Origin of the sequence: Nocardiopsis oceanisediminis (assembly GCF_048595525.1) — a bacterium.
GTDB lineage: Bacteria > Actinomycetota > Actinomycetes > Streptosporangiales > Streptosporangiaceae > Nocardiopsis_A > Nocardiopsis_A oceanisediminis.
The window spans coordinates 3489939-3513142 of sequence record NZ_JAFMZJ010000001.1 but is presented as its reverse complement, the minus strand read 5'-3'; the positions used below and the strand labels follow the sequence as shown (position 1 = coordinate 3513142).

The 23204-nt window shown below is 76.0% G+C and carries 24 protein-coding genes; 9 read left to right on the top strand and 15 right to left on the bottom strand.

The annotated features are described in order from the left end of the window. Positions 1–18 precede the first annotated feature (18 nt). Positions 19–1095, bottom strand: a complete 1077-nt coding sequence (gene bioB / locus J0910_RS15530; protein ID WP_420159224.1) for a biotin synthase BioB — start codon at positions 1093–1095, stop codon at positions 19–21. Between the two features lie 174 nt (positions 1096–1269). On the opposite strand from bioB, the gene J0910_RS15525 reads away from it, so the two are divergent. Further along, positions 1270–2730: a hypothetical protein gene (locus J0910_RS15525; RefSeq protein WP_420159223.1), complete on the top strand. Its 1461-nt coding sequence runs from the start codon at positions 1270–1272 to the stop codon at positions 2728–2730. Positions 2731–2868: 138 nt separating this feature from the next. Next, positions 2869–3456, top strand: coding sequence for a TIGR03086 family metal-binding protein (locus J0910_RS15520; RefSeq protein ID WP_420159222.1), 588 nt, complete (start codon positions 2869–2871; stop codon positions 3454–3456). 145 nt (positions 3457–3601) lie between these two features. Here J0910_RS15520 and J0910_RS15515 read toward each other — a convergent pair whose 3' ends face one another. Beyond that, positions 3602–4186, bottom strand: coding sequence for a TIGR03086 family metal-binding protein (locus J0910_RS15515; protein ID WP_420159221.1), 585 nt, complete (start codon positions 4184–4186; stop codon positions 3602–3604). Positions 4187–4395: 209 nt separating this feature from the next. Between J0910_RS15515 and J0910_RS15510 the strand changes: the two genes are divergently transcribed. Next, positions 4396–5808 (top strand): sugar porter family MFS transporter, encoded by a 1413-nt coding sequence (locus J0910_RS15510; RefSeq protein ID WP_420159220.1) that lies wholly within the window; start codon positions 4396–4398, stop codon positions 5806–5808. Positions 5809–5853: 45 nt separating this feature from the next. On the opposite strand, the gene J0910_RS15505 is transcribed toward J0910_RS15510, so the two are convergent. After that, positions 5854–6297 (bottom strand): VOC family protein, encoded by a 444-nt coding sequence (locus J0910_RS15505; RefSeq protein WP_420159219.1) that lies wholly within the window; start codon positions 6295–6297, stop codon positions 5854–5856. 100 nt (positions 6298–6397) lie between these two features. Between J0910_RS15505 and J0910_RS15500 the strand changes: the two genes are divergently transcribed. Together J0910_RS15500 and J0910_RS15495 are read left to right on the top strand one after the other, a co-directional pair. Beyond that, positions 6398–6718 carry an ArsR/SmtB family transcription factor gene (locus J0910_RS15500; protein ID WP_420159218.1) on the top strand — a complete coding sequence of 107 codons (321 nt, stop codon included), beginning with the start codon at positions 6398–6400 and terminating at the stop codon, positions 6716–6718. A 124-nt stretch (positions 6719–6842) separates the two neighbouring features. Further along, complete coding sequence (locus J0910_RS15495) at positions 6843–7343, top strand: hypothetical protein (protein WP_420159217.1); 501 nt, start codon at positions 6843–6845, stop codon at positions 7341–7343. Between the two features lie 229 nt (positions 7344–7572). Here the strand turns inward: J0910_RS15495 and J0910_RS15490 are convergent, their stop codons facing one another. From J0910_RS15490 to J0910_RS15455, 8 genes are all read right to left on the bottom strand, one after another. Next, positions 7573–8208 (bottom strand): NAD(P)-dependent oxidoreductase, encoded by a 636-nt coding sequence (locus tag J0910_RS15490; protein WP_420159216.1) that lies wholly within the window; start codon positions 8206–8208, stop codon positions 7573–7575. 80 nt (positions 8209–8288) lie between these two features. Next, a complete protein-coding gene (locus J0910_RS15485; RefSeq protein WP_420159215.1) occupies positions 8289–8927 on the bottom strand; it encodes a PadR family transcriptional regulator in 639 nt (212 codons plus the stop codon). Positions 8928–9419: 492 nt separating this feature from the next. After that, positions 9420–10082 (bottom strand): sensor domain-containing protein, encoded by a 663-nt coding sequence (locus tag J0910_RS15480; RefSeq protein ID WP_420159214.1) that lies wholly within the window; start codon positions 10080–10082, stop codon positions 9420–9422. 100 nt (positions 10083–10182) lie between these two features. Further along, entirely contained in the window at positions 10183–10713 is a 531-nt protein-coding gene (locus tag J0910_RS15475; protein WP_420159213.1) for a hypothetical protein, read from the bottom strand. After that, positions 10710–11120, bottom strand: coding sequence for a VOC family protein (locus tag J0910_RS15470; RefSeq protein WP_420159212.1), 411 nt, complete (start codon positions 11118–11120; stop codon positions 10710–10712). Before J0910_RS15470 ends, J0910_RS15475 begins: the two co-directional genes overlap by 4 nt. Positions 11121–11393: 273 nt before the next feature. Next, positions 11394–11873 carry an SRPBCC family protein gene (locus tag J0910_RS15465; protein ID WP_420159211.1) on the bottom strand — a complete coding sequence of 160 codons (480 nt, stop codon included), beginning with the start codon at positions 11871–11873 and terminating at the stop codon, positions 11394–11396. Continuing rightward, positions 11870–12268 (bottom strand): ArsR/SmtB family transcription factor, encoded by a 399-nt coding sequence (locus J0910_RS15460; protein WP_017591714.1) that lies wholly within the window; start codon positions 12266–12268, stop codon positions 11870–11872. Before J0910_RS15460 ends, J0910_RS15465 begins: the two co-directional genes overlap by 4 nt. 107 nt (positions 12269–12375) lie before the next feature. Continuing rightward, a complete protein-coding gene (locus J0910_RS15455) occupies positions 12376–12837 on the bottom strand; it encodes an ASCH domain-containing protein (RefSeq protein ID WP_420159210.1) in 462 nt (153 codons plus the stop codon). A 90-nt stretch (positions 12838–12927) separates the two neighbouring features. On the opposite strand from J0910_RS15455, the gene J0910_RS15450 reads away from it, so the two are divergent. Further along, the gene (locus J0910_RS15450) at positions 12928–13461 is read left to right on the top strand and encodes a pyridoxamine 5'-phosphate oxidase family protein (RefSeq protein ID WP_420159209.1); all 534 of its coding nucleotides are present in this window, start codon (positions 12928–12930) and stop codon (positions 13459–13461) included. A 103-nt stretch (positions 13462–13564) separates the two neighbouring features. Here the strand turns inward: J0910_RS15450 and eda are convergent, their stop codons facing one another. From eda to zwf, 4 genes are all read right to left on the bottom strand, one after another. Next, positions 13565–14197, bottom strand: coding sequence for a bifunctional 4-hydroxy-2-oxoglutarate aldolase/2-dehydro-3-deoxy-phosphogluconate aldolase (eda, locus tag J0910_RS15445; RefSeq protein WP_420159208.1), 633 nt, complete (start codon positions 14195–14197; stop codon positions 13565–13567). Then, complete coding sequence (gene glk / locus J0910_RS15440) at positions 14194–15189, bottom strand: glucokinase (RefSeq protein ID WP_420162002.1); 996 nt, start codon at positions 15187–15189, stop codon at positions 14194–14196. Before glk ends, eda begins: the two co-directional genes overlap by 4 nt. Positions 15190–15201: 12 nt before the next feature. After that, on the bottom strand, positions 15202–17010 hold the full coding sequence (gene edd, locus J0910_RS15435; protein WP_420159207.1) for a phosphogluconate dehydratase: 1809 nt from the start codon (positions 17008–17010) through the stop codon (positions 15202–15204). Positions 17011–17104: 94 nt separating this feature from the next. Then, the gene (gene zwf / locus J0910_RS15430) at positions 17105–18595 is read right to left on the bottom strand and encodes a glucose-6-phosphate dehydrogenase (protein WP_420159206.1); all 1491 of its coding nucleotides are present in this window, start codon (positions 18593–18595) and stop codon (positions 17105–17107) included. A 144-nt stretch (positions 18596–18739) separates the two neighbouring features. Between zwf and J0910_RS15425 the strand changes: the two genes are divergently transcribed. The 3 genes from J0910_RS15425 (at position 18740) to J0910_RS15415 (ending at position 22305) form a co-directional block, all read left to right on the top strand. Beyond that, positions 18740–19948, top strand: a complete 1209-nt coding sequence (locus J0910_RS15425) for an ROK family transcriptional regulator (protein WP_420159205.1) — start codon at positions 18740–18742, stop codon at positions 19946–19948. Between the two features lie 520 nt (positions 19949–20468). After that, on the top strand, positions 20469–21299 hold the full coding sequence (locus tag J0910_RS15420) for a VOC family protein (RefSeq protein WP_420159204.1): 831 nt from the start codon (positions 20469–20471) through the stop codon (positions 21297–21299). Positions 21300–21360: 61 nt separating this feature from the next. Beyond that, positions 21361–22305 (top strand): Gfo/Idh/MocA family protein, encoded by a 945-nt coding sequence (locus tag J0910_RS15415; RefSeq protein ID WP_420159203.1) that lies wholly within the window; start codon positions 21361–21363, stop codon positions 22303–22305. The last annotated feature ends 899 nt before the right edge of the window (positions 22306–23204 follow it).

Here is a 23204-nt window from a genome sequence, read left to right as displayed (position 1 = left end):
GGGCGCCCCGGGCGGGGGTCAGGCGTTGGGCGGCAGGTCGGTGCCGGCGCCGCGGCGGCGGGCGCGGACCAGGTCGGGGCGCCCGTCCGCGCCGTCCGCGCCGCCCTCCTCATCGGGGGCGGCGCCCAGCACGGTGAACCCGGCGTCCCGGACCATCTCCAGGTCGGCCTTGCCGGGCTGGCCCTCGCTGGTCAGGTAGTCGCCGAGGAAGATCGAGTTGACCACGTACAGCGCCAGCGCCTGCAGGCTGCGCAGGTGCACCTCGCGCCCGGCGGCCAGGCGCACCTCGGTGTCGGGGAAGAGCAACCGGGCGGCGGAGAGGATGCGCAGGCAGTGCTGCGGGGTGAGGTCCCAGCGCCCGGCCAGCGGGGTGCCCTCGAAGGGGATGAGGAAGTTCACCGGGACCGAGTCGGGGTCCAGCTCGCGCAGGGCCAGCAGCGCGTCGGCGATGTCGCCCTCGGACTCGCCCATGCCGGCGATCAGCCCGGAGCAGGGGGAGAGCCCGGCCTGCTTGGCCTTGGAGACGGTGTCCACCCGGTCGTCGAAGGTGTGCGTGCTGCAGATGTCGGCGTAGCGCTCGCCGGAGGTGTTGAGGTTGTGGTTGTAGGCGTCGGCGCCGGCCCGGCGCAGCTCGTCGGCCTGGCCGTCGGAGAGCAGGCCCAGGCAGGCGCAGACCTCCACGCCCGGGTGGTCGGCCTTGATCTTCTCGATGGTGGGCGCCAGCCGCTTGATGTCCCGGTCGGTGGGGCCGCGCCCGCTGGCCACCAGGCAGACCCGGGCGGCGCCGGCCTGCACGCCGCCGGCCACCGCGTCCCGGGTCTGCTCCGGCTTGAGCCAGGTGTAGGTCACGATGTCGGCGGAGGAGCCCAGCCGCTGGGAGCAGTACCCGCAGTCCTCCGGGCACAGCCCGCTCTTCAGGTTCACCAGGTAGTTGAGTTTGACGGTCCGCCCGAAATAGCGGGTCCGGGGCCGGGAGGCGGCCGCGACCAGGTCGAGCAGCTCGTCGTCGGTGCTGGTGAGCACGGACAGCAGCTCGTCGCGGGTGAGCGGCTCCCGGCGCAGGGACTTGGCGGCGAGGGGTTCGAAATCGGCCATGGCGACGATCCTTGGGCATGGCGGTGCGGCCGCGCATCCGCGGACGGCGACAAAGAACCCGCCCCGGTTTTGTGCGCCGCAGGTGGGCCCGCGTGTCGAAGGCCACGGTCCGCATCCGGCCGCTGTTCCGGGGTCGCCGAGTGGGCGTCACTCCGGTGTGGCAGGATGCGGCGGGTGATTCAAGAGTTCCGCACCGCCGTCGGCAACGTGGCAGAAGTCGCCGAGAGCCGCCCCCACGAACTGCGCATGGCCATGGCCGAGGTCTTCCGCGCCGCCCCGCACGTCTCCCGGGAGGTGCGGACCGAGGGGATCGACGCGCTGGCCCGCACCCTGACCGAGCACCGCTGGTCGCCGGGGGTCGCCGTGGAGGTCGCCATCCTCTGCGGCGCGCTGGTGGAGCACGACACCCCGGCCGGCGCCGCCGGGGTGGAGGTCATGCGCCAGCTCTCCGAGAACGGCAAGGGCGCCGACCTGTTCCGCGCCGCCTGGGAGGAGGCCGGGCAGAAGCCGCCGGCCCCCGACGAGGTCACCGCCGACTCCGAGCGGCCGGTCGCCGAGTACCTGGCCCGGCCGGAGTTCGAGGTCGCCGACCCGGCGAGCATGGCGGCGAGCATGACCATGTGCTGGTGGGTCTCCCAGCGCTACGGCCTGGCGGCCAAGACCATGCTGAACGACGCGGGGGTGCGCGCCGCGCTGCGCGCCGAACCGGAGATGCTCGGCGAGCTCACCGTCGTCGCGCAGAACCTCTCCGCGCACATCGATGAGTACACCGAGGTCCACGAGCTGCTGCGGATGGCGGCGGCCGACCGGGCCCTGGTGCTGGACCGCGCCTCGGGGCGCGGCTTCCGGGTCCGCTTCGACGGCGTCTCGGACAACTTCCAGCTGCAGGTGCTGCTCGCCGACGCCCTGATCGGCGCCGAGGGGCGGGGCGTTCCGGGCGACCGGCCGCACCCGGCCTGGGTCGCCGCCTCCCGCGACGCGGAGAAGGACCCCCAGGCCGACATCGTGCAGGGGGCGTGGGACCTGGTCGGCGCGGACGGCTCCTGGGTGGGCAACGAGGCGCCGCCGGCGGCCGTCCCGGCCGTGGACGGCGAGCGCGCCCTGGTCCTGGAGCCGGTCTCGCTGCCGCACAGCTGGCGGGCGGGCCGCCGGCACCCGCACATCACCGGGTGGCTGGAGGTCGAGGAGGAGATCCCGGCCGAGCAGGCCGCGGCCTGGTGGTCCAGGATCCACCCCGCGGGCGCCGTGGTGCACCCGCTGCGGGCGGGCTCCGCCGAGGGCGGGGCGGAGGCCCCGCAGGGCGCCTCCGCGCCGGAGCCCGCTCCGGCCCCCGAGGGGGAGGGCGCCGTCCCCTTCGACGACGCGGTGGACGTGATCGCGGAGCGGATGGGCGAGCTGCTCGGCCTTCCGCCGGAGGCGGCCCGGGAACCGGAGCCCGCCCCGGTGGCCGCCGGGGCGCCGGCGGGTCCGGAGGCCGGCGCCCCGGCCCCCGCGGCCGGGGAGGGGGCGGCCGGGCCGCAGACCCCGCCCGGCGCCGACTTCCTCCCGCCGCTGCCGCCGGGCGTCTCGGACAGCGCCGGGTGGAGCCCGGAGTGGAAGCAGCGCGCCTCCCTCCGCCTCCCGCCGCGGTCCTGACCGCGCCGGGGCGGCCCGGCCCCGGCGCTCCGGCCGGCGCGGGGCCGGTCGGTGCGGCCGTTCGGCGCCCGGAGCGATGAGTTCCGGGGGCCGGGGCGGTCCCAGTGGTGAGATGCCTCCACCGAAAGGAGCACCACCATGGACTCCCGCCCGGACCTGGCAGCGGCGGCGGATCGGATGGCGGCCGTGGCCGCGGGGATCGGCGAGGACGACCTCGCCTCGCCCACGCCGTGCGCCGGGTGCACCGTGGGCGACCTGCTCGCCCACGTGGTGATGCTGACGCTCGCCTTCCGGCTCGCCGCCGAGAAGAAGCCCGCCCCGGTGGAGGGGCCGCCCCCGGAGCCGTCGGTCGCCGATCTCCCCGCGGACTGGCGGCGGGTGCTCCCCGAGCGCCTGGACCGGCTGGCCGCGGCGTGGCGGGACCCCGCCGCCTGGCGGGGCCGCACCGCCGCCGGCGGGGTCGACCTGGCCGGGGAGGAGGCGGGCGTGGTGGCCCTGAACGAGCTGGTGCTGCACGCCTGGGACCTGGCCGCGGCCACCGGCCTGCCCTACCGGTGCGCCCCGGAGGACGCCCGCGCCTGCCTGGCCTTCGCGATGAGCGTCCCGGACGACCCGGAGGCCCGGCGGGGCCTCTTCGGGCCGCGCGTCCCGGTCCCCGAGGACGCGCCGGAGTTCGACCGCCTCCTCGGTTTCAGCGGCCGCGACCCGGCCTGGTCGCCGAGCTGACCGGCCTTCCGCGGGCCGGAGGGGCCGGTGCGCCCTTCCGGCCCGGCGGGCCTCCGGCGGGGCCTCCGCCCGGCGGCCCGGGCCGGCGGCGTTCTCCGCCGGCTTCGGACCGGGGAGGGGCCCGCCTCCGCCCGGCGGCCCCCGCTCACGGCGTCCGACCGGTGCGGGCCAGCAGGATCTGCTGCGGGCCGGCGTCGTTGGGGACCGACTTCTCCGGGGCGAAGACGCCGGCGTTCCCGCCGGTACGCGCCACCGAGCCGACCTCCTCCTCGAACCGCTCGGAGTCGACCAGGTCGCGGACCAGGCCCGGGTCGAGGGTGTCGTCCGCGCCGATCCCGCGGGCCAGGTCCCAGGCGTGCACCGCGAGGTCGAAGGTCATCTGCCAGAGGTAGAGGCTGCCGGGGGCGTCGCCGAAGGACAGGTGCACGGTGCGCTCCGGGGCGCCCGGCTCCAGCCAGGCGGTGCGCGCCGCCCAGGACGCCTCCTCCCAGGCGGCGAGGGGGTCGGAGCCGAGCACGTCGCCGCCGAAGCGCCCCCGGGCCTCGGCGATGGTCCCGCCGCCGAGCAGGTACGGCACCCACAGCTGCTCGGAGACGAGGTGGGCGACGAGCGCCCGGACGTCCCACTCCTCGCACGGGGTGGGGCGGTGCCAGTCGGCGCCGTCGATCAGGCGCACGCGGCGGTCGAACTCCGCCATCGCGGTCGCGTGCAGGTCCAGCTGCCCGGGCATGGGCGCCTCCTCATCGGTCGTGGCCGGCCCCGGTCCCGCGGGGCCGGAGTCCAGCATGGCCCCGGGAGGGCCGTCGGGAAACGGTGATCTTCCCGGCTGTGTACGGCGACACGCCGCGCGGGTCGTCCGCCGCGGCGCGCTCCGGCGCCACCATGGGTCCTCGCAGGGCCGCGACCGCGTCCCGGCGGACGACCCGAGGAGGAGCGGCCGTGGCCGGATCCGATTCTCGCCCCTCGGAGGGGGGCTCCGAGGCCAGCCTCGCCCACGTGTTGCTGATCGCCGGGGCCGCGGCCATGGGCGGTTTCCTGTTCGGCTACGACAGCTCGGTGATCAACGGGGCCGTCGACGCCGTCCAGCAGCGGTTCGGGGTGGGGGCGGGCGTCACCGGGCTGACCGTGGCGGCGGCGCTGCTCGGGTCGGCGGTGGGCGCCGGCATCGCCGGCGGCGCGGCCGACCGGATCGGCCGGATCCGCGTCATGCAGCTGGCCGGCGTGCTGTTCGTGGTCAGCGCGGTGGGGTCGGCGCTGCCGTTCGCCATCTGGGACCTGGCGGTCTGGCGGGTGGTGGGCGGCATCGCGATCGGCATCGCCTCGGTGATCGCGCCGACCTACATCGCGGAGGTGTCCCCGGCGGCCTACCGGGGGCGGCTGGCGTCGATGCAGCAGCTGGCGATCGTGCTCGGCATCGCCGTGTCCCAGCTGGTCAACTACGCGCTGGCGGCGCTGGCGGGAGGCAGCGCGCTGGGCCGGCTCGGCCCGCTGGAGGCCTGGCAGTGGATGCTGGGCGCGGAGGCGGCCCCGGCGCTGCTGTACATCCTGCTGTCGCTGGTCATCCCGGAATCGCCGCGCTACCTGGTGCGGGTGGGGCGGGCCGACCGGGCCCGCGCGGTGCTGGCCGAGGTGGAGGGCGGCGACGTGGAGGGCCGCATCGCCGAGATCCGGGCCGCCCTGGGGACGGAGGTCAAGCCGCGGCTGAGCGACCTGCGGGGCCCGTTCCTGCTGCTGCCGATCGTGTGGACCGGCATGGCGATCTCGGCGTTCCAGCAGCTGGTGGGGATCAACGTCATCTTCTACTACTCGTCGTCGCTGTGGCGGTCGGTGGGGGTGAACGAGAGCGATTCGCTGCTGCTGAGCCTGTTCACCTCGGTGGTGAACATCGTGGGCACCTTCATCGCCATCGGCCTGGTGGACCGGATCGGCCGCAGGCCGCTGCTGCTGGTCGGCTCGGCGGGCATGGCGGTGGCCCTGGCGGTGACCGGATACGCCTTCTCCCACGCCGAGGTGGTGCAGGCGGAGGCGTCGCTGCCGTTCGTGTGGGGCGCGGTGGCGCTCACCTCGGCCAGCGCGTTCGTGCTGTTCTTCGCGCTGTCCTGGGGCGTGGTGACCTGGGTGCTGCTCGGCGAGATGTTCCCGCTGCGCATCCGCGCGGCCGCGATGGCCGTGGCCACGGCGACCCAGTGGATCGCCAACTGGCTGGTCACCGTCACCTTCCCTGCGCTGCGGGACTGGAACCTGCCGGGCACCTACGCGGTCTACACCGCCTTCGCGGTGCTGTCGTTCTTCTTCGTGCTCCGCTGCGTCTCCGAGACGAAGGGCAAGACCCTGGAGGAGATGGGCAGGTGAGGCGGGTCGGGGGCGCCCTGCGCGGGGCGCCCCCGACCGGTGCGGTCAGACTCCGTAGATGCCCTCGGTCAGCGCCACGGGCGGGCCCGCGCTGCCCTTGGCGACGTCCCAGTCCCAGAACTCCACGACGTTGCCGTCGGGGTCGGTGACGTAGGCGGAGCGGGCCTGCCCGCCGAACTCGACCTCGTCGACGGTGTGGCCGTGGGAGCGGATCCGCTCGACGATGCCGGGGTACTCCTCCCGATCGACGTGCACGGCGTAGTGGACGTGCACGCCGCCGCGCCCGCGGGAGATGCCGATCTGGGGGCGCCAGAGGCCGATGCGGGTGGTCCCGGCCAGGACCCACACCGCTTCGCGGTGGTTCCACTGCGGGCCGGACCAGCGCTCGATGACGGGGAAGTCGAGCACCCCGCTGTAGAAGCGCTCCGCGGCCTCCAGGTCCTTGACCTCCAGGACGAGTTCGTTGACGCCGTTCACCCGTGCGGCCATGGCCTTGCCTCCAGCCCTCCGCCGCGCGGCGCGGCAGAGATATAGGGAATCGCCTATTTAGGGTTCTGACTATATAGAGTGCACGCGATACTCTGTCAACATGCCTTCCACCTCCGCCCCCGCGGCCCCGGACACCGGCCTTCCGGGCGACGAGTCCGCCGTCCGGCGGTTCCGCGCCCTGGGCCACCCGGTGCGCCTGGGGATCCTCCGCCGGCTCGCCCGCACCCCCGACACGTGCGCCTGCGACTTCGCCGAGGTCTTCGACGTCAGCCAGCCCACCATCAGCCAGCACCTGAAGGTGCTGCGCGAGGCCGGCCTGGTGACCTCGGTGCGCCGCGGCAACCAGATCTGCTACTCCTCAGCCCCCGGCCCCCTGGGCGAACTGCGCGCGCTGCTCGGCGGCCTGGCCCCGGAGCGCTGACCCGCCGGGGCCGCGCCCCGCCCTCCTCGGAGCGGCGCGGGGACCGGCACCGGGGGCCGGCGGTGCCGGTGTTGAGTACCGGTACTCACGCGCCCCCGACGGCGGGCGCGGCAGGATGGGGCACATGGACGAGACGACGCGGACCCGCTCCCGCAAGAACCCCGCACTCCCCCTGGCATGCGGGATCGCCCTGCTGGCCGGAACGGCCCCCGCGACCTGGTGGGCCACCCGCACATCCCCCGAGGAGGCGGCCGCCCGCCACGGCTACCCCCTCGGCGAGGCCGAGTACGCCGTCGAGCCCCTGCCGCTCCCGGACTGGGCGGTGCACGCGGCCGGGCTGGGCGGAGCCGCCGTCGCGCTGGCCGCCGCGGGGCTGCTGGCCTGGGGCATCGCCACCGGCCGGATCGAGCGGGTGTGGGGGCCGGTGCTGGTCTGCCTGCTGCCGCTCCCGGTGATGGCCGGCCTGTGGTGGTCGATCGCGACCGCGCCCGTCATCGGCGCCAACATCGGCCTGGGGCTGGCGACCTGGGTCTTCCCGCCGCTCGCCGCGGTCTTCCTGGCGACCGCGGCGGCCATCGCGGCCCTGTCCCGGCGCCGGCGGCGCGCCGGCCGGGCCGCCCCCTGAACCGCGCGGGCACCACCGGAGAGGACGGCTCCGGCGGTGCCCGCGCCCGTCTCCGCACGGCGGGCCGCCTCCCTCTCGCATTCCGCGCCGGCCATGGCGGCGGCACGGCGTCCGAGGCGCCGGCCGAACCCCGGCCCAGGCGGATCCCGGACATCCTGCGCACCGGGGAGGGCGGGGCCCGCCGGCGTCCCGCCCTCCCCGGCCTTCCGCCCGCCCGGAGGCGGCGGAGTCATCCGGTCTTGGTCTTGGCGCCGCCCTTGGAGCGGGAGCCGGTGCGGATCCCGCCGACCCCGACCGCCCGGCGGACCAGGGAGTCGTCCTCGACCGCGTCGAGCAGGGCCATCGCGTAGTCGGCGCGCGGGAGCCGGTGGTCGCCGCCGGTGGCGTCGGCCTCGAAGTCGGTGTGCACCTTCCCGGCCCCGGCGTCGTCGGTGAGCATCGAGCCGCGCACGATGGTCCAGTCCAGCTCGCTCATCTCCAGCATGCCCTCGGCGCGGGCCAGGTCGGCGTAGGCGGAGCGGAGCAGGACCCACATCACCGCGACGACCGCCTTGGGGCGGGTCGCGACGATGGAGCGGCTGCTGGTCATCACCAGGCGGTCCACCCCGGCCCCGGCCATGGCGGGGATCAGGGCGCGCAGGATCGCGCTGGACCCCACGGCCGCGACGACCGCGTCCTGGCCCTGCAGCGCCTCGCGCAGGACCTTCGGGTCGGTGGCGTCGCCGCGGACCTCGGCCTGCGGCGCGCGCCCCGGGCCCTGGGCCGGGCGGCGCGCCAGCGCGGTCACGATGTGGCCGCGCCCGACCGCCTGGTCGACGACGAGCCGGCCGGTCCGGCCGGCGGCTCCGATGACGAGGATCTTCATGGTGGTCCTTTCGATGGGCGCCCCGCTCCCCTGTGGGCGGAGCCGTCTTCCGGGCGGGCCCGCGGGCCTCCCGCGCGCGGTCACCCGCCGCCGGGCTCCGGTGCGGGGCCGTGCGGCTCCGGGTCGGAGCCCGGAACGGACAGGCCGGCGAAGCCGGCGGGCGCATCGAGGCCTCCCGCGTCCAGGTCGTCGGCCAGGGCCGAGACCCAGTCCCGCTCGGCGGCGATGCGGGCCGCCTCGTACTCGTTCTCGATCAGGAGGAGGCGCGGCAGCCTCCCCTCCGCCTCGCCCAGGGCCCGGGCCAGCTCCGAGTGCTGCCCGTCCAGGTCCTTGGCCCGGTCGCGCAGGGCGGCCGCGGCCTCGCCCGGCGGCAGCACCCCCAGGAAGGACAGCGCCGCGACGAGCGGCGTGGTGTCCCGGTCGGGGGTGCGCAGCAGGCGCAGCTCCCGGTCGCGCAGGGCGGCGCGGCCGTCCCGGGTGATCGCGTAGACGGTGCGCTCCGGGCGGGCCCCGCCGCGGGTCGTCCCCACCGCCTCGACCAGGCCGTCCCGGTGCAGCCGCTCGACCGCGTGGTACATGCTCCGCGGCAGGCCGGTGACGAAGTCCTTGTGCGTGCCGACCATCATCCGGTGCATCTCGTAGGTGTGCCGGGGTCCGGTCGTCAGCAGCGCGAGAACGGTCAGGCCGGTCAGGTCCCGGTCCGATCGGCGCAGTGCCATGCGCGCCTCCTCCTATATTGCTTACTTCATTATGGCGGCGCGCAATATATCGGGGCAAGGGGGCGCGGCGGTGGCGCCGGTCACGGGAGAGCGCCCCACGCGCCCCGGCGGAGGGGCGGCGGCCAGGCGGCCGCCGCGGCCGCTCCGGCGGGGGTGCGGGCCCCCACGGCCCGGACGAACAGGCGCACGCCGGACTCGCCGCCGGGGCCGGCGGGTTCCTGCCGAAGAACGCGCCGCCCCAGGACCCGGTCCGGGCGGTGCGGGTGGTCGCCGAGGGGTGCGCGCCGGCCGGGCGGGAGCAGGAGGTGCCGGTCGCACGCGCCCTGTCCGACGCCGAGACCGCCGCCCGGCTGCAGCGCAGCCGGGCGAGGGCCGAGACGCACGTCGGCACCCTGCTGCGCAAGCCGGGCGCCCGGGACCACGCCCGGCCGGCCATCGCCGCGCCTGCGAGGGCGGGCCGGCCGCCGCCGGGCGCGGCGGCGGGGAGCAGGGTCAGTGCAGCGCGTAGGCGGGGGCCGGGCCGGCGGAGGGGGCCTGCGGCTCCGGGGCGACCGGGGAGAGGAAGGCCTCGGCGAAGCCGGCGTTGAGCTGGGCGAGGAAGCGCAGCACCACGGGCAGCGGCACCGCGAAGAGCGCGCCCAGCGCCATGTGGAAGGCGATCCCGGTCTGCAGGTCGCCGCCGTAGCCGAGCAGTTCGGGCAGGCCCTGGTTTCCGGGGATCCGGTGCAGCGCCCACCCGTAGGCGGGGTAGAGCAGCCCGCCGAGGGCCACCGCCCACCAGGAGACGGCGATCGCGAAGGAGGCCACCGCGAGCGGCAGGCGCAGGATGCCGTGGCCCAGGTCCATCCAGCTCTGCCCGCAGGTCAGCGGGGTGATCCCGGTGCGGAACCAGCCGGCGCCCCCGGGCGGGCGCCGGTAGCGCGGCGCGCCGATGGGGCGGGCCAGCACCTCCGAGGCCGCCCGCCGCTCGGCGGCGGCGAACCCCCGTGCGATGAGCAGGGCCAGGGCCAGCGCGAACAGGCCGGCCGCGATCACCGCGGCGCCGAGGCCGGCGGCGAACACCGGCACCAGCAGGGAGAAGGAGGCGACCGCGAGGGGGAACCCGGTGATCAGGTAGCGGGTGTCGGCGCCGGCGCGCCGGATGGTGTTCTGCATGCCCGCAACGCTACGGAGCGCGCGGGCGGCGGGCACTACTCCGCTCGCCCGCTTCCGTGGTGGTGCGCGCTCCACCACCGGCCGGCGCCGGGCCCGCCGCTCAGCCCTGCGGGCGCCCGGTGGAGCCGGCCCTGCTCAGGGCGGAGAGGCCGCCCAGCGCGTTGAAGCGCGCCCACAGGTCCTGGTCGCGCCGGTCCAGCAGGATCCCGGTGATGAGGAGTTCGAGGAAGGCCCCGTGCACGTCGGCGGCGTCCGCGCCGACCCCTTCGCCGCGGGCGCCGGTGATCCGCCGGCCCGCCCCCTCCGGCGCGAAGTCCGCCTCGTACATCCCCCGACCGGTCCAGCTCCGGTGCAGGTGGAGCCGGTCGCCCTCGACTAGCGCGTGCCACTTGTCGTCCATGCTCGGCGCGCGGAACCCGCGCCGGATGCGCTCCCACTCCTCGGCGCTCCACAGCCGGTCCGGCGGGGTGACCGGGCCGGGGGAGGCGATCGGGTGCAGGCCGGGGAGGTCGTCCCGGGTCAGCGGCCTCCGGGGCGCGCGGTCCGGGGAGCGCTGTGCCGGGGGAGGGGGATCCGGCGGAGTCCGCGCCGGTCCGGACCGGCGCCCTTCGCCGCCGGGGGGCGCCGTCACGCCTGTGCGGGGGGAGCGGGGCGGCGGCGGGCGAGGACGCAGAACTCGTTCCCCTCCGGGTCGGTGAGGACCACCCAGCTCGCATCGCCCTGGCCGACGTCGGCGTGCCGGGCGCCCAGGCCGAGCAGGCGGCGGACCTCTTCGCCCTGCTCCCTGTCGGCGGGGCTGACGTCGATGTGCACCCTGTTCTTGACGGTCTTGCCCTCGGGCACCCGCGCGAACGTCAGCACCGGCGGCACCGGGCCGGCGCGGTCCCCGTCCCCGGGGGCCGGGGGCGGGCCGATCGTGACGACCCCTTCCTCCCCGTCCTCCTCGTGCACCTCGTAGTCGAGGACCGAGCACCAGAAGCGGGCGAGGCGGCCGGGGTCGGCGCAGTCGATCTCCAGTTCGGTGAACCTGCTGGCCATCCCGGTCCGCCCTCCTGTCGAAAGGCCCGCCCCGCTCCGGGCGGACCCCGCCGAACGTCTCCGGCGCCGGTGCGGCCCCGGGGCCCGGCGGGGAGGACCGGATCCGGACCGGCGCCCCGTGCGGGCCACCGGGAGCGTACCGCGATGCCGCCGCGCCGTTCCATCCGTTTCCCGCCCGGATCCCGGGGCCGGCGCGGCCCCCGGTCCGCCCGGAGGCGCCCGGGCGCAGGGCGGGGCGGCGGGGACCGGGGGCCCCGCCGCCCCGCGCCGCTGCTACGCCTTCTCCACCAGGGCGGCGAGGCGGTCCATGCCCTCGGCGGCGCCCTCGTCCATCCCGGAGGCGGTCATGGCGTCGCGGGCCTCCACCGTCTGGAAGACCGCCACCGAGGTGTAGCGGGTGCCGCCGTCGACCTCGTCCAGGGTGAGCGTCTCCAGGGAGACGTGCCCCGGGGCGCCCTCGAACTCGAAGGTCTGCACGATCCGCTCGGGGGAGACCTCGTGGAAGACCCCGTGGAAGGGGTACTCGGCCTCGCCGTCGCTGCTGATGAAGCGCCAGGATCCGCCGGGGCGGAAGTCGGCCTGCTCGACCTTGGTGGCGTACCGCGCCGGCCCCCACCACTGCGGGAGGAGGTCCGGGTCGGTCAGCGCCTTGAAGACCGCCTCGCGCGGCGCGTCGAAGAACCGGGTGATGGTGACGTCGTGCCGCCCCGGCTCGATGGTGAACTCGGTCTTTCCCACGGTGTGCTTGCTCATCGTCCTGTCTCCTCTTCGTTCGTCCGCTGCTTCTGATCCGCTGCGCCGCTCGCGGCGGGACCGCCCGCCGAGCGCCGCATGATCCCCTGGACCACCTCGTCGAGGCGGTCGAGGCGCTCGGCCTGGATCTCGGTGTAGCGGGAGATCCAGCCGGAGGCCTCCTCCAGGGGGGCCGTCTCCAACCGGCAGGGCCGCCACTGCGCGTCGCGCCCCCGCACCACCAGCCCCGCCCGCTCCAAGACCTTCAGGTGCTTGGAGACCGCCTGCAGGCTGATCGGGAACGGCTCCGCGAGCTCGTTGACCGTCGCCTCCCCTTGGGAGAGGCGGGCCAGCAGCGCCCGCCGGGTGGGGTCCGCCAGGGCGGCGAACGTGGCACTGAGCTGATCGTCGGCCATCTCTTATTCAACTCTCCGGTTGTTCAACCTCTGAGTTGAATATGCGGCATGAGGGTGCCTCCTGTCAACACCTCGGAGAGGAGAAAGGAGGGAGCAGGAGCCGGGCCTCAGCCCCGCTCGGCGGCCCCGCGCAGGTCGGCGACGAGCCGGAACCGCTCCAGGACCACTGGCGTGGCGTCGTCCACCTCGAACCAGGCGTCGCCCATCGCCGCGCGCATCTCCGCGCCGTGCCAGAACCGCTCGTGCCCGGTGCGCCACTCCGCCACCGAGGCGTCCCCCTCGCCCTCGGCCAGCACGTGCGCCAGGTCCACCTCGCCCAGCGGCACGGTGCGCACCTCGGTGGTCTCGATGACGGCGACCGGGCGCCCGGTGGAGTCGACCACCGTCCCCAGCACGCCGGCCTCCGGCATCTCCTCGTCGGAGTGGTCGAACTCGGCGAGCAGCGTCGTGGTGGAGGTCTTCTCGCCGGTGAGGATCGCGCCCACCAGCGCGTCCCGCACCGGGCCGGGGAAGGCGAACTCCACCACCGGGGGGAGGGGGGCGCCGCCGGCGCCCGCGAGGATCGTCATCCGGCCAGGCTAGCGCCGCCCCGGGCGATGAGTCCCGGCGCCCGGGGGAGTCGGGAAAGGGACGGAACCGGAACGGAGAGGAAGACCGCCATGAGCGACAGGTCCGAAGGCGGCCCGGCGACCCGGCTCGACGAGCGCTACAGCGGCGAGGGCGCCGAGGCGGTCCCCTGGCCGCAGGCGCGCGGGGTACTGGAGAAGGCGGGGATCTTCTGGCTGACCACGGTGCGCCCGGACGGGCGCCCGCACACCACGCCGCTGATCGCGGTCTGGTCGGAGGGCGCGGTGTACTTCTGCACCGGCGCCGATGAGCGCAAGGCCCGCAACCTGGCCGGAAACCCGCACGTCACCCTGGTCACCGGTAGCAGCGACCTGCACTCCGGGCTCGACGTGGTGGTGGAGGGCGAAGCCGAGCGGACCGGCGACGAGGCGCTGCTGCGCCGCGTGGCCGGCGCCTACACCGCCAAGTACGGCGACGAGTGGCGGTTCGAGGTGGAGGACGGCGCCTTCCGGCACCCCGACGGCGGGCGGGCCGACGTCTACCGGGTCGCCCCGGTCACCGCGTTCGGCTTCGCCCGGGGGGCCGCGTACGGCCAGACCCGATGGCGGTTCGCCCCCGCGGGCTGAGGCCCGGCCCGGCGGGGCGGCCGCCCCGCCCGGCCCGGAAACGCCGAAGGGGGCGGGCGGCGGGCGCGGAAACGCCCCGCCGCCCGCCCCCGCGGGCGGTCCGCTATCCGCGCAGCGCCGCGGCCTGGCGGGCCAGGGCCTCGATCGCGCCCCAGTCCCCGGCGGCCACCGCCTCGGCCGGGGTCAGCCAGGTGCCGCCGACGCAGCCCACGTTGGGCAGCGCCAGGTAGTCCGGGGCGGTCGCCGGGGTGATGCCGCCGGTCGGGCAGAACCGCACCTGCGGCAGCGGGCCGGCCAGCGACTTCAGGTAGGGGCGGCCGCCCGCGGCCTCGGCGGGGAAGAACTTCATCGCCGTGACGCCCTGCTCCAGCAGCGCCAGGGCCTCCGAGGCGGTGGCCACGCCGGGCAGGAACGGCAGCCCGGTGCCGGCCATCGCGCCGCGCAGCCGCTCGGTGCAGCCGGGGCTGACCAGGAAGGCCGCGCCCGCCTTGGCCGCCGCGGCGGCCTGCTCGGGGTCGGTGACGGTGCCGGCGCCGACCACGGCCTCGGGGACCTCGGCGGCGATCCGCTCGATGGCCGGCAGCCCGGCCTCGGTGCGCAGGGTGACCTCGATGGCGGGCAGCCCGCCCCGGGCCAGCGCGCGGGCCAGCGGCACCGCCCGGTCCGCGTCGTCGAGCACCACCACCGGCACCACCGGGGCGAGGGCGAAGAGGTCGTCGCTGGTCTTGGGGTTCACGCGCGCTCCAACTGCTGGTCGAGCCGGGCCGCCGCGCCGAGCAGCGCCGGGTTGCCGGCGGTGATGAGGACGGTGGCGATGTTCTTCAGGTAGTCGGTCATCCGGCCCTTGGCCTCGAAGCGCATCCGGAAGCGCCCGTCGCGGAGGACGCCGGGGATCCGGGGGAGGACCCCGCCGCCGAGGAAGACGCCGCCGGTCGCGCCGAGGGTGAGGGCGACGTTCCCGGCGAAGCCCCCGAGCAGGGCGCCGAAGACCTCAAGGGTCTCACGGGCCAGGGTGTCGCCCCCGTCCGGGTCGGTCCCGGCGGCGGTGATCTCGCCGGGGGTCAGGTCGGGCGCCTCGGTGCCGAGGATCTCGCCCAGGGCCCGGTGCAGCCGGGGCAGGCCCGGGCCGCTGAGCAGCGCCTCCGCGCTGACCCGGCCGCGCTCGGCGGTGATCACCCGGACCACTTCGGCCTCCAGGTCCTCCACGGCGGGGGCGTCCACGTGCCCGCCCTCGCCGGGCAGCGGCAGCCACCCGCCGGCGGGCAGCGGGACCAGCCCGGCCACGCCCAGGCCGGTGCCCGGGCCCAGGACCGCCATCGGGTCGGCGGGGTCGACCGAGCCGCCGCCCAGCGGCAGCAGGTCCTCCTCGCCCAGGGCGGGCAGCGACTGCGCCAGCGCCGCGAAGTCGTTGACCACCTCCAGGTGGTCCAGGCCCAGGCCGGCGCGGTCCCCCTCGACCGAGAAGTCCCAGCCGACGTTGGTCAGCCTGATCCGGTCGCCCAGCACCGGGCCGGCCACCGCGACGCAGGCCGCCGAGGGGCTGACCCGCTCGGGCAGCCCGGCGAGGTAGGCGCGGGCCGCCGAGGCCAGCCCGTCGTGCAGGGCGCTGGGCACCTTGCCCACGTGCACCGGGCGCGCCCCGGCCTCCCGCACCAGGCCGAACCGCGCGTTGGTGCCGCCGATGTCACCGACCAGCCAAGGCCGCTCGGGGCCGGGAGCGGACTGCACAGGTGTCACCGTTCATCCTCCAAAGACACTGGCGCCGCGCTCGGCCGGGCCGACCGAGGCGCGGAAGGCTGCGAAGAGCTCGCGGCCGGTGCCGGCGGAGGAGTCGACGGTGGGCTCCGCGGGGGCCCGGTCCTCCAGGTCGGCGGCGAGCACCTCCAGTGTGCCGGATTCGGCGTCCAGGCGTACCGTGTCGCCGTCGCGCACCCGGGACAGCGGGCCGCCCGCCGCGGCCTCGGGGGAGACGTGGATGGCGGCCGGGACCTTGCCCGAGGCCCCCGACATCCGTCCGTCGGTGACCAGGGCGACCTTGTGCCCGCGGTCCTGCAGCACGCCCAGCGCCGGGGTGAGCTTGTGCAGCTCGGGCATGCCGTTGGCGCCGGGGCCCTGGAAGCGGACCACCGCGACGACGTCGCGGTCCAGCTCGCCCGCGGCGAACGCCTCCTGCAGCGCCGCCTGGGAGTCGAAGACCCGGGCGGGGGCCTCCACCACGCGGCGCTCCGGGGCGACCGCGGACACCTTGATCACCGACCGGCCCAGGTTGCCGCTGAGCATGCGCAGCCCGCCGTCGGCGGAGAACGGGTCGCCGGCCGGGCGCAGCACGGTGTCGTCGCCGCTCTCCTTGGGCTCGTCGCCCCAGGTCAGCTCGGTCCCGTCGAGGACCGGCCGCTGCCGGTAGCGGTCCAGGCCGGGGCCGGCGACGGTGCCCGTGCCGGGGTGGAGCAGCCCGGCGTCGAGCAGCTGGCCGATCAGGTAGGCCATCCCGCCGACCTCGTGGAAGCGGTTCACGTCGGCCGAGCCGTTGGGGTACATCCGGGTGAGCAGCGGCACCACCTCGGACAGGGCGGCGAAGTCGTCCCAGGTCAGCTCGATGCCGGCGGCCTGGGCGATGGCGACCAGGTGCAGCGTGTGGTTGGTGGAGCCGCCGGTGGCCAGCAGCGCGACCACGGCGTTGACCACGGCGCGCTCGTCGACCATCTCGCCGACCGGGGTGTAGGAGCCGGCCAGGGCGGTGAGCCCGACGACGCGGCGGCCCGCCTCGGCGGTGAGCGCCTCGCGCATCGGGGTGCCGGGCTGCTCGAAGCTGGCGCCGGGCAGGTGCAGCCCCATGACCTCCATCAGCATCTGGTTGGAGTTGGCGGTGCCGTAGAAGGTGCAGGTGCCCGGGGAGTGGTAGGCGGCCGATTCGGCCTGCAGCAGCTCGGTCCGGTCGGCCCGGCCCTCGGCGAAGCGCTGGCGGACCCGGGCCTTCTCCTTGTTGGGCAGCCCGGAGGGCATCGGCCCGGCGGGCACGAAGGCCACCGGCAGGTGGCCGAAGCTCAGCGCCCCGATGAGCAGGCCGGGCACGATCTTGTCGCACACGCCCAGCATCAGGGCGCCGTCGAACATGTCGTGGGAGAGCGCGATGGCGGTGGACATCGCGATGACGTCCCGGCTGTACAGGGAGAGCTCCATGCCGGCCCGGCCCTGGGTGATGCCGTCGCACATGGCGGGCACGCCGCCGGCGAACTGGGCGACGCCGCCGGCCTCGGCCACGGCCTTCTTGAGCACCGCCGGGTAGTCGTGCAGCGGCTGGTGCGCGGAGAGCATGTCGTTGTAGGCGGAGACGATGGCGATGTTGGGCTTGGGGGTGCTGCTCAGCGCCAGCTTCTCGCCGACGGTGCAGGCGGCGATGCCGTGGGCGAGGTTGGCGCAGCCCAGGGCGGCCCGAGCCGGGCCCTCTTCGGCGGCGGCGCGGATGCGCTCCAGGTAGGCCGCCCGGGAGGCGGCGCTGCGGGCCGCAAGGGCCTCGGTCACGTCAGCGATGCGCGGATGCAGGGACAACGGTGGTGCTCCCTCGTCGTGCCGTTGGGTCGGGTCGTGGTGCGCCCGCCGCGGGCGGCCCTTCTGGGGAGGGCCCGGCGGGGCGGGCGCGGGGTCAGTCCAGCCAGGCCCGGCCGGAGCGGGCGAGCAGCCGGTGCGCGCCGTCGGGGCCGGTGCCGCCGGGGGCGTAGGGCTCGGGGGCGGTGCCCTGCCAGGCGGAGATGACCGGGTCGGTCCAGCGCCAGGCGGCCTCCACCTCGTCGCGGCGCATGAACAGGGTCGGGTCGCCCGCCATGACGTCCATCAGCAGCCGCTCGTAGGCGTCGGGGGAGCGGACCGCGAAGGTGTCGGCGAAGCTGAGCTCCAGCGGCGCCGGCCGCAGCCGCAGCCCGCCCGCGCCGGGCTCCTTGGCGAGCATGTGCAGGTGGATGGTCTCCTCCGGCTGCAGGCGGATGACCAGCCGGTTGGGGGCGGCGGCCTGGCCGGGGAAGATCGGGTGCGGGACGTCGCGGAACTGCACCGCGATCTCGGAGTAGCGGCGCGCCATCCGCTTGCCGGTGCGCAGGTAGAAGGGGACGCCGGCCCAGCGCCAGTTGGCCACCGAGGCCTCCAGGGCGACGAAGGTCTCGGTGCGGCTGGGGCCGTCGGCGCCGGGCTCCTCGGCGTAGCCGGGCACCGGGCGCCCCGACCGGGTTCCGGCGGTGTACTGGCCGCGGGCGGTGCGCTCCAGCGCCTCGGGGCCGGACAGCGGCTTGAGCGCGCGGAGCACCTTGACCTTCTCGTCGCGGACCGCGTCGGGGTCGAAGCCGGCCGGCGGCTCCATGGCGATCAGGCAGAGCAGCTGCAGCAGGTGGTTCTGGACCATGTCGCGCATGGCCCCGGAGCGGTCGTAGTAGTCGCGCCGGGAGCCCACGCCGACGGTCTCGGCCGCGGTGATCTGCACGTGGTCGACCCAGCGGCTGTTCCAGACCGGTTCCAGGAACATGTTGGCGAAGCGCAGCGCCAGCAGGTTCTGCACCGTCTCCTTGCCGAGGTAGTGGTCGATGCGGAAGATCCGCTCCTCGGGGAAGACCGAGCCGACCTCGTCGTTGATGGCCTGCGCGGAGGCCAGGTCGCGGCCGAGCGGCTTCTCCAGGACGACTCGGGAGCGGTCGGTGACCAGGCCGCGGGCGGCCAGGTCGGCGCAGACCCGGCCGAAGAGCATGGGCGGCATCGCCAGGTAGAAGACCCGGTCGCGGTCGCCGCCGAGCAGGCCGGCCAGGTGCTCCCAGCCGCCGCCGGGCTGGTCGAGGTCGAGGCTGACGTGGTGCAGCCGGTCGGTGAAGCGGCGCACCAGCGCGCCGGAGACGGCCCCGGCGCGCAGCACCGAGGGGCTCTCGCGGACCGCGGAGGCGGCCTTGCCCCGGTAGTCGGCGTCGTCCACGCCGTCCCGGGAGACGGCGATGATCCGCACCTCGGGGCCCAGCCCGCCCTCGGTCTCGCAGAGGAAGAGGGCCGGCAGCAGCTTGCGCAGGGCGAGGTCGCCGGTGCCGCCGAAGACGACCAGGTCGGTCGGCCCGGTGGGCGGCGCGGGATCCGCGTGCGGAGCGGGGACAGGTGCGGACATCGCGACCTTTCCAGGGACTTCGGGGTGATCGGTTGAAACCTAACGGCAACTTCCGTCACACCACAAGTCATACTTCTGAAATTCTTTTTGCATAAGTGGCGAAGTTCCGCCCTCGCAGCGCCCCGAGCGTGGTTCAATTGCGGCATGCCACGACGCCCCGGACAGGCCGCCCCGACCGCCACCAGCGGCCACGTCCTGCGGCTCATCCGGACCGGCGAGGCCGCCACCCGCGCCGAGATCGCCCGGCACACCGGCCTGTCCCGCCCCTCGGTCGCCTCCCGGGTCTCCGAACTGCTCGACGCGGGCCTGGTCACCGACGGCGACAGCGGCCCCTCCAGCGGCGGCCGCCCTCCCGGCCGGCTGGCGCTCAACGCCGACGGCGGCGTGGTGCTCAGCGCCGCCCTGGGCATCTCCCGCAGCCAGGCCGCCGTGTGCGACCTGGCCGGCCGGGTCCTGGCCCGCACCGAGGGCTCGCCCGAGGTCGCCCAGGGCCCCGACACCGCGCTGCCGTGGCTGATGGAGACCTGGACCCGGCTGCTCGGCGAATGCGGCCGCGCCGCGGAGACCGCGCGCGGCGTCGGCATCGGCCTGCCCGGGACGGTCCGCTTCGCACTGGGCCGCGCCGAGCAGCCGCCGGTACTGCACGGCTGGGGCGGCGTGGACATCGCCCCGCTGGTCGCCGAGCGCTTCCCGGTACCGGTGCTGCTGGACAACGACGTCAACGCGATGGCGCTCGGCTCGCACATGGCCGACTACCCCGACACCGACGACCTGGTCTTCGTCAAGGTCTCCACCGGCGTCGGCGCCGGCATCATCTCCGGCGGCTCGCTGCTCCGCGGCGCGCTGGGCGCCGCCGGGGAGATCGGGCACATCCCGGTCCCCGGCGGCGGGGGCACGGTGTGCCGGTGCGGCAACACCGACTGCCTGGAGTCGCTGGCCGGCGGGCCCGCGCTGCTGGCCCGCCTCGCCGAGCGCGGCCGCACCGCCTCCGGCGCCCAGGAGCTCGCCGCACTGGCCGCCGACGGCGACCCCGACGCGGTGGCGCTGGTCCGCGAGGCCGGCCGCCGGGTCGGCGAGGTGCTCTCCGGCGCGGTCAACCTGCTCAACCCCGCGGTGATCGTGCTCGGCGGGCACCTGGGCACCGCCTTCGACCACCTGGCCGCCGGGGTCCGCGAGGCGGTCTTCGCCCGCTGCACCGCCCTGGCCACCCGCCAGCTGCGGATCGCCCCCAACCACTCCGGCGGCGAGGCCGGCCTGCGCGGCGGCGCCGCCCTGGTGCTCGACCACATCCTCGCCCCCGAAGCGGTCGACGCGGCCCTGGCCGCCGGCACCGCCCGCCCCGCCGGGGTCTGACCCCGGGCGCCGGAGCCCCGGCCCGCCTCCCTCCGGCATCCTCGAACCGCCCAGCGCCCCTGGCCCTCCCGGAGCGTTCACCGGAAACGCGCTCCCTGATCAGGTCCTCGGGACCGGTGCCCCTCCCGGCGGGCCGCACCGGCGACGGCGCGGCGGCCGGACTCGCGCGAGCGGCCGAGCACCGGCCCTGCCGAACGCCTTGGCGGCCGACCGTTCGCGGCGGGAGCGGCAGGCGGAGCACCCGGGCGGCTGGGCCGCCCGTCACGTTTCCAGGACGGCGGCCATTAGGGACGCGTCATGTCCTAAAAGCCTCCTAGCGTGAGGGCATGCCCGGGAACAGGCCCCTCCGGCCCCGCCGAGGACGGCGGATCCGCGCAGGAGAGCGGTGCCGCAGGCGCCGCCAAGCGCCCGCACCGCCTTCCCCGGACAGGGACCGCGGGATCTGCGGCGCGGCCACGGGACGGGAGCAGAGGCCCCGCACCGCGCACTCCGCCCCGGGCACGGACAAGGAAGGAATCCGATGGGCTTCATGTCACCCGGCCAGGTCGTCTGGTTCGAGATCGGCACCACCGACCCGCAGGCCGTCGCCGGTTTCTACGGCCCCGTTCTGGGCTGGAGCTTCGAGGTCGACGAGGACTCCTCGATCGACGGCCGCACCTATACCCGCATCCTCGCCCCCGGCGCGCCGTGGCCGATGGGCGCCGTCCAGCAGGGCGACACCGGTGGCGAGTCCGTCAACCTCTCCATCCTCTCCTCCGACGTCCGCGCGGACGTGGACAGGCTCACCGGACTGGGCGCCGCGGTCGCGGTGCCGGCCACACAGGTGGCGGACGTGACCGTCTTCGCCCGGCTGGCCGACCCGCGCGGCAACCTGTTCTCCCTCTTCTCCCAGTCCGACTCAGAGCGGTTCGAGGAGCGGATCGCCGAGGCCGGGGAGTACATGGAGCAGGCCGCCTCCGCCCCGCCGCCGGGGTCGCCGGCCGGGTTCGAGATCGGCACCGCCGACGCGCAGGCCACCGCCGACTTCTATACCGCCGCCTTCGGGTGGCGGTTCGAAAAGACCGGGACCGCCGACGGCACGCCCTGCCAGGCCGTCTACGGGCCCGGCGCCGAGCACCCCTCCGGCCTGCTGCGGGACTACGGCGGCCGGACCGGCGCGGTCGACTACGCCATGCCCGTCTTCCTGGTCGCCGACGCGGCCGCCACCGCCCGCGCGGCCCGGGAGAGGGGCGCGGAGGTGGAGCGGCCGCCGTCCGCCGAACCGGGCGGCCCGGTACGCGCCCGCATCCGCGACCCCCGCGGCAGGCGCTTCGGCCTCCTGGCCCGGCCCGCCCGTCAGCCGGCCGGCTGACGCCTCCGCCCATCCGCCGCCGCTCCGGCCGCCCATTCACACCTCCGAGGGAGACATGAAGATGAAGATCGCACTGCTGGGCACCAACTTCGGGCAGGCGCACGCCGCCGTCTACGCCGCTCGCGGCGACGTGGAGGCGGTGATGTTCGGCCGCGACCCGGAGAAGACCGCGAAGACCGCGAGCCGGTTCGGGCTCGCCTCCTCCACCGATACGGACGCCGCGTTCGAGGACCCCTCGTTCGACCTGGTGGACATCTGCCTGCCGGTCCCGTTGCACGCCGAGTACGTGCTGCGCGCCCTGGACGCGGGCAAGCACGCGCTGGTCGAGCTGCCGCTGGCCGACGACATGGGGGACGCCGAGCGGGTCGCCGAGGCCGCCGCGCGCAGCGGCAAGCACGTGTTCGTGGACATGTTCGAGCGGTTCATCCCGGCCGACCGGGTCCTGTTCGACGCGGTGCGCGAAGGCACCTACGGGCGGCTGGAGCAGCTGACGCTGTGGAACCTGACCGCGCACCTGTGGCCGGGGGCCTCACTCGGGCTGAAGGCGCTGCCGCTGGAGGCGATGCACAGCGACATGGACATCATCACGCGCACCCTCGGCGTGCCCCGGGAGGCCACCGTGACCACCGTGGAGCGCGATGAGGACTCCGGGGCCATCGAGGCCGCCTTCCGCTTCGACCGCGCGGCGGCCCGCAGCTCGGTCTCGTCCCTGATGCCCAAGGCGTGGGGGGCGCGCGGCGGCTACACGGCCACCTTCGAGCACGGCGTCCTCGACGCCGCCTCGACGATGGGCTTCGACGGCAAGCCGTCCGGCATCGTCACCGCCTACACCGCCGATGGCCCGCACAGCCTGGACCTGCCGCCCGCCGACCAGTACACCGCCATGATCGGCCATGTGCTGGACGTCCTGCGCGGCGAGGCGGAGAACCGGATCGCTCCGGACAGCGTCCTGGACGCGCTCCGGCTCACCCTCGACCTCGACCGGCAGGTCTCCGGCCCCCGCTGAGCCGCGGAGGGACGGGGCCGGACGCCCCGGGCCGGCCGCGGCGCCCCACGGGGTCAAGGTCCAAGCGGGCGGCGAGGACAGGGCCAGGGCGGAGGTCCTCGCCCGAACGCGGCGCCCCGCGGAGCGGAGGCTCAGACCGGCGGCGAGGCCAGAGGGCGTGCCGGCCAGTCGGTCGGGCGCGGCGCCCCGCGGGGTGAGGGTTCAAGCAGGCGGCGACGGTGAAGGCAAGCGCGGGGCGCAGCATCTCAGCCGGGTGCGGCGTCTCGCGGGGCGAAGGCTCAGACCGGCGGCGAGGCCAAGGGGCGTGCCGGCCGGTCGGGCGGGCGCGGCGCCTCGCGGGGCCGGGGTTCAGGCGGGCGGCGAGGGCGGGAGTGGGCCGGGGGCGGCTGATCGCCTGCGGCAGGGCGGTGGGGCGGCCGCTGAGAGGGGCGGGGTCGCCGCACCCGCGCCGCCCCGGCGGCGGGGCGGGCCGCCCGGCGACCACCGGCACCTCTCTGACCTAGGTGAACACGGACAGTGATGGTGGCGGGGGGCGCCCTGCGCACCGCGAGAGCACCCCGCTGATTCCCGGGCACACATCCCGGACCGGAACGGGCCTCCCGGGGCCCGAACGGCCCCGATCGGGGCGGTGACCGGGGATCCGTGCCGCCGGGAAGGCCGGAAACGAGGGGCCGGAACCCCTCAGAGGGGCAGCGAGGGGCGAGATGTCGCATTCGTCCCCCCGACGGGCCCCGCTTCGACCACTCTGAGTGACCGGGGAGGGGGCGGCGAGGCCTCTCGGCTTGCTACTCGCCGGTAGATGCCATCGGGCCTGCTGCGGGGGTGCGCAGGGCGCCCCCGCCCCGCCCGACCCCGCCCGCGATCCGGCAAAGCGGACACAACCCCCTCCACCGGCACGG

Bases quoted from the DNA above. Each gene is read 5' to 3' on its own strand.
- J0910_RS15485 (WP_420159215.1), bottom strand. From the start codon at position 8,927: ATGGCACTGCGCCGATCGGACCGGGACCTGACCGGCCTGACCGTTCTC.
- bioB (WP_420159224.1), bottom strand. From the start codon at position 1,095: ATGGCCGATTTCGAACCCCTCGCCGCCAAGTCCCTGCGCCGGGAGCCG.
- J0910_RS15425 (WP_420159205.1), top strand. From the start codon at position 18,740: ATGCCACGACGCCCCGGACAGGCCGCCCCGACCGCCACCAGCGGCCAC.
- J0910_RS15415 (WP_420159203.1), top strand. From the start codon at position 21,361: ATGAAGATCGCACTGCTGGGCACCAACTTCGGGCAGGCGCACGCCGCC.
- J0910_RS15515 (WP_420159221.1), bottom strand. From the start codon at position 4,186: ATGCCCGGGCAGCTGGACCTGCACGCGACCGCGATGGCGGAGTTCGAC.
- J0910_RS15420 (WP_420159204.1), top strand. From the start codon at position 20,469: ATGGGCTTCATGTCACCCGGCCAGGTCGTCTGGTTCGAGATCGGCACC.
- J0910_RS15495 (WP_420159217.1), top strand. From the start codon at position 6,843: ATGGACGAGACGACGCGGACCCGCTCCCGCAAGAACCCCGCACTCCCC.
- J0910_RS15460 (WP_017591714.1), bottom strand. From the start codon at position 12,268: ATGGCCGACGATCAGCTCAGTGCCACGTTCGCCGCCCTGGCGGACCCC.
- J0910_RS15450 (WP_420159209.1), top strand. From the start codon at position 12,928: ATGAGCGACAGGTCCGAAGGCGGCCCGGCGACCCGGCTCGACGAGCGC.
- J0910_RS15505 (WP_420159219.1), bottom strand. From the start codon at position 6,297: ATGGCCGCACGGGTGAACGGCGTCAACGAACTCGTCCTGGAGGTCAAG.
- J0910_RS15455 (WP_420159210.1), bottom strand. From the start codon at position 12,837: ATGACGATCCTCGCGGGCGCCGGCGGCGCCCCCCTCCCCCCGGTGGTG.
- J0910_RS15520 (WP_420159222.1), top strand. From the start codon at position 2,869: ATGGACTCCCGCCCGGACCTGGCAGCGGCGGCGGATCGGATGGCGGCC.
- J0910_RS15490 (WP_420159216.1), bottom strand. From the start codon at position 8,208: ATGAAGATCCTCGTCATCGGAGCCGCCGGCCGGACCGGCCGGCTCGTC.
- J0910_RS15465 (WP_420159211.1), bottom strand. From the start codon at position 11,873: ATGAGCAAGCACACCGTGGGAAAGACCGAGTTCACCATCGAGCCGGGG.
- J0910_RS15500 (WP_420159218.1), top strand. From the start codon at position 6,398: ATGCCTTCCACCTCCGCCCCCGCGGCCCCGGACACCGGCCTTCCGGGC.
- J0910_RS15470 (WP_420159212.1), bottom strand. From the start codon at position 11,120: ATGGCCAGCAGGTTCACCGAACTGGAGATCGACTGCGCCGACCCCGGC.
- J0910_RS15480 (WP_420159214.1), bottom strand. From the start codon at position 10,082: ATGCAGAACACCATCCGGCGCGCCGGCGCCGACACCCGCTACCTGATC.
- zwf (WP_420159206.1), bottom strand. From the start codon at position 18,595: ATGTCCGCACCTGTCCCCGCTCCGCACGCGGATCCCGCGCCGCCCACC.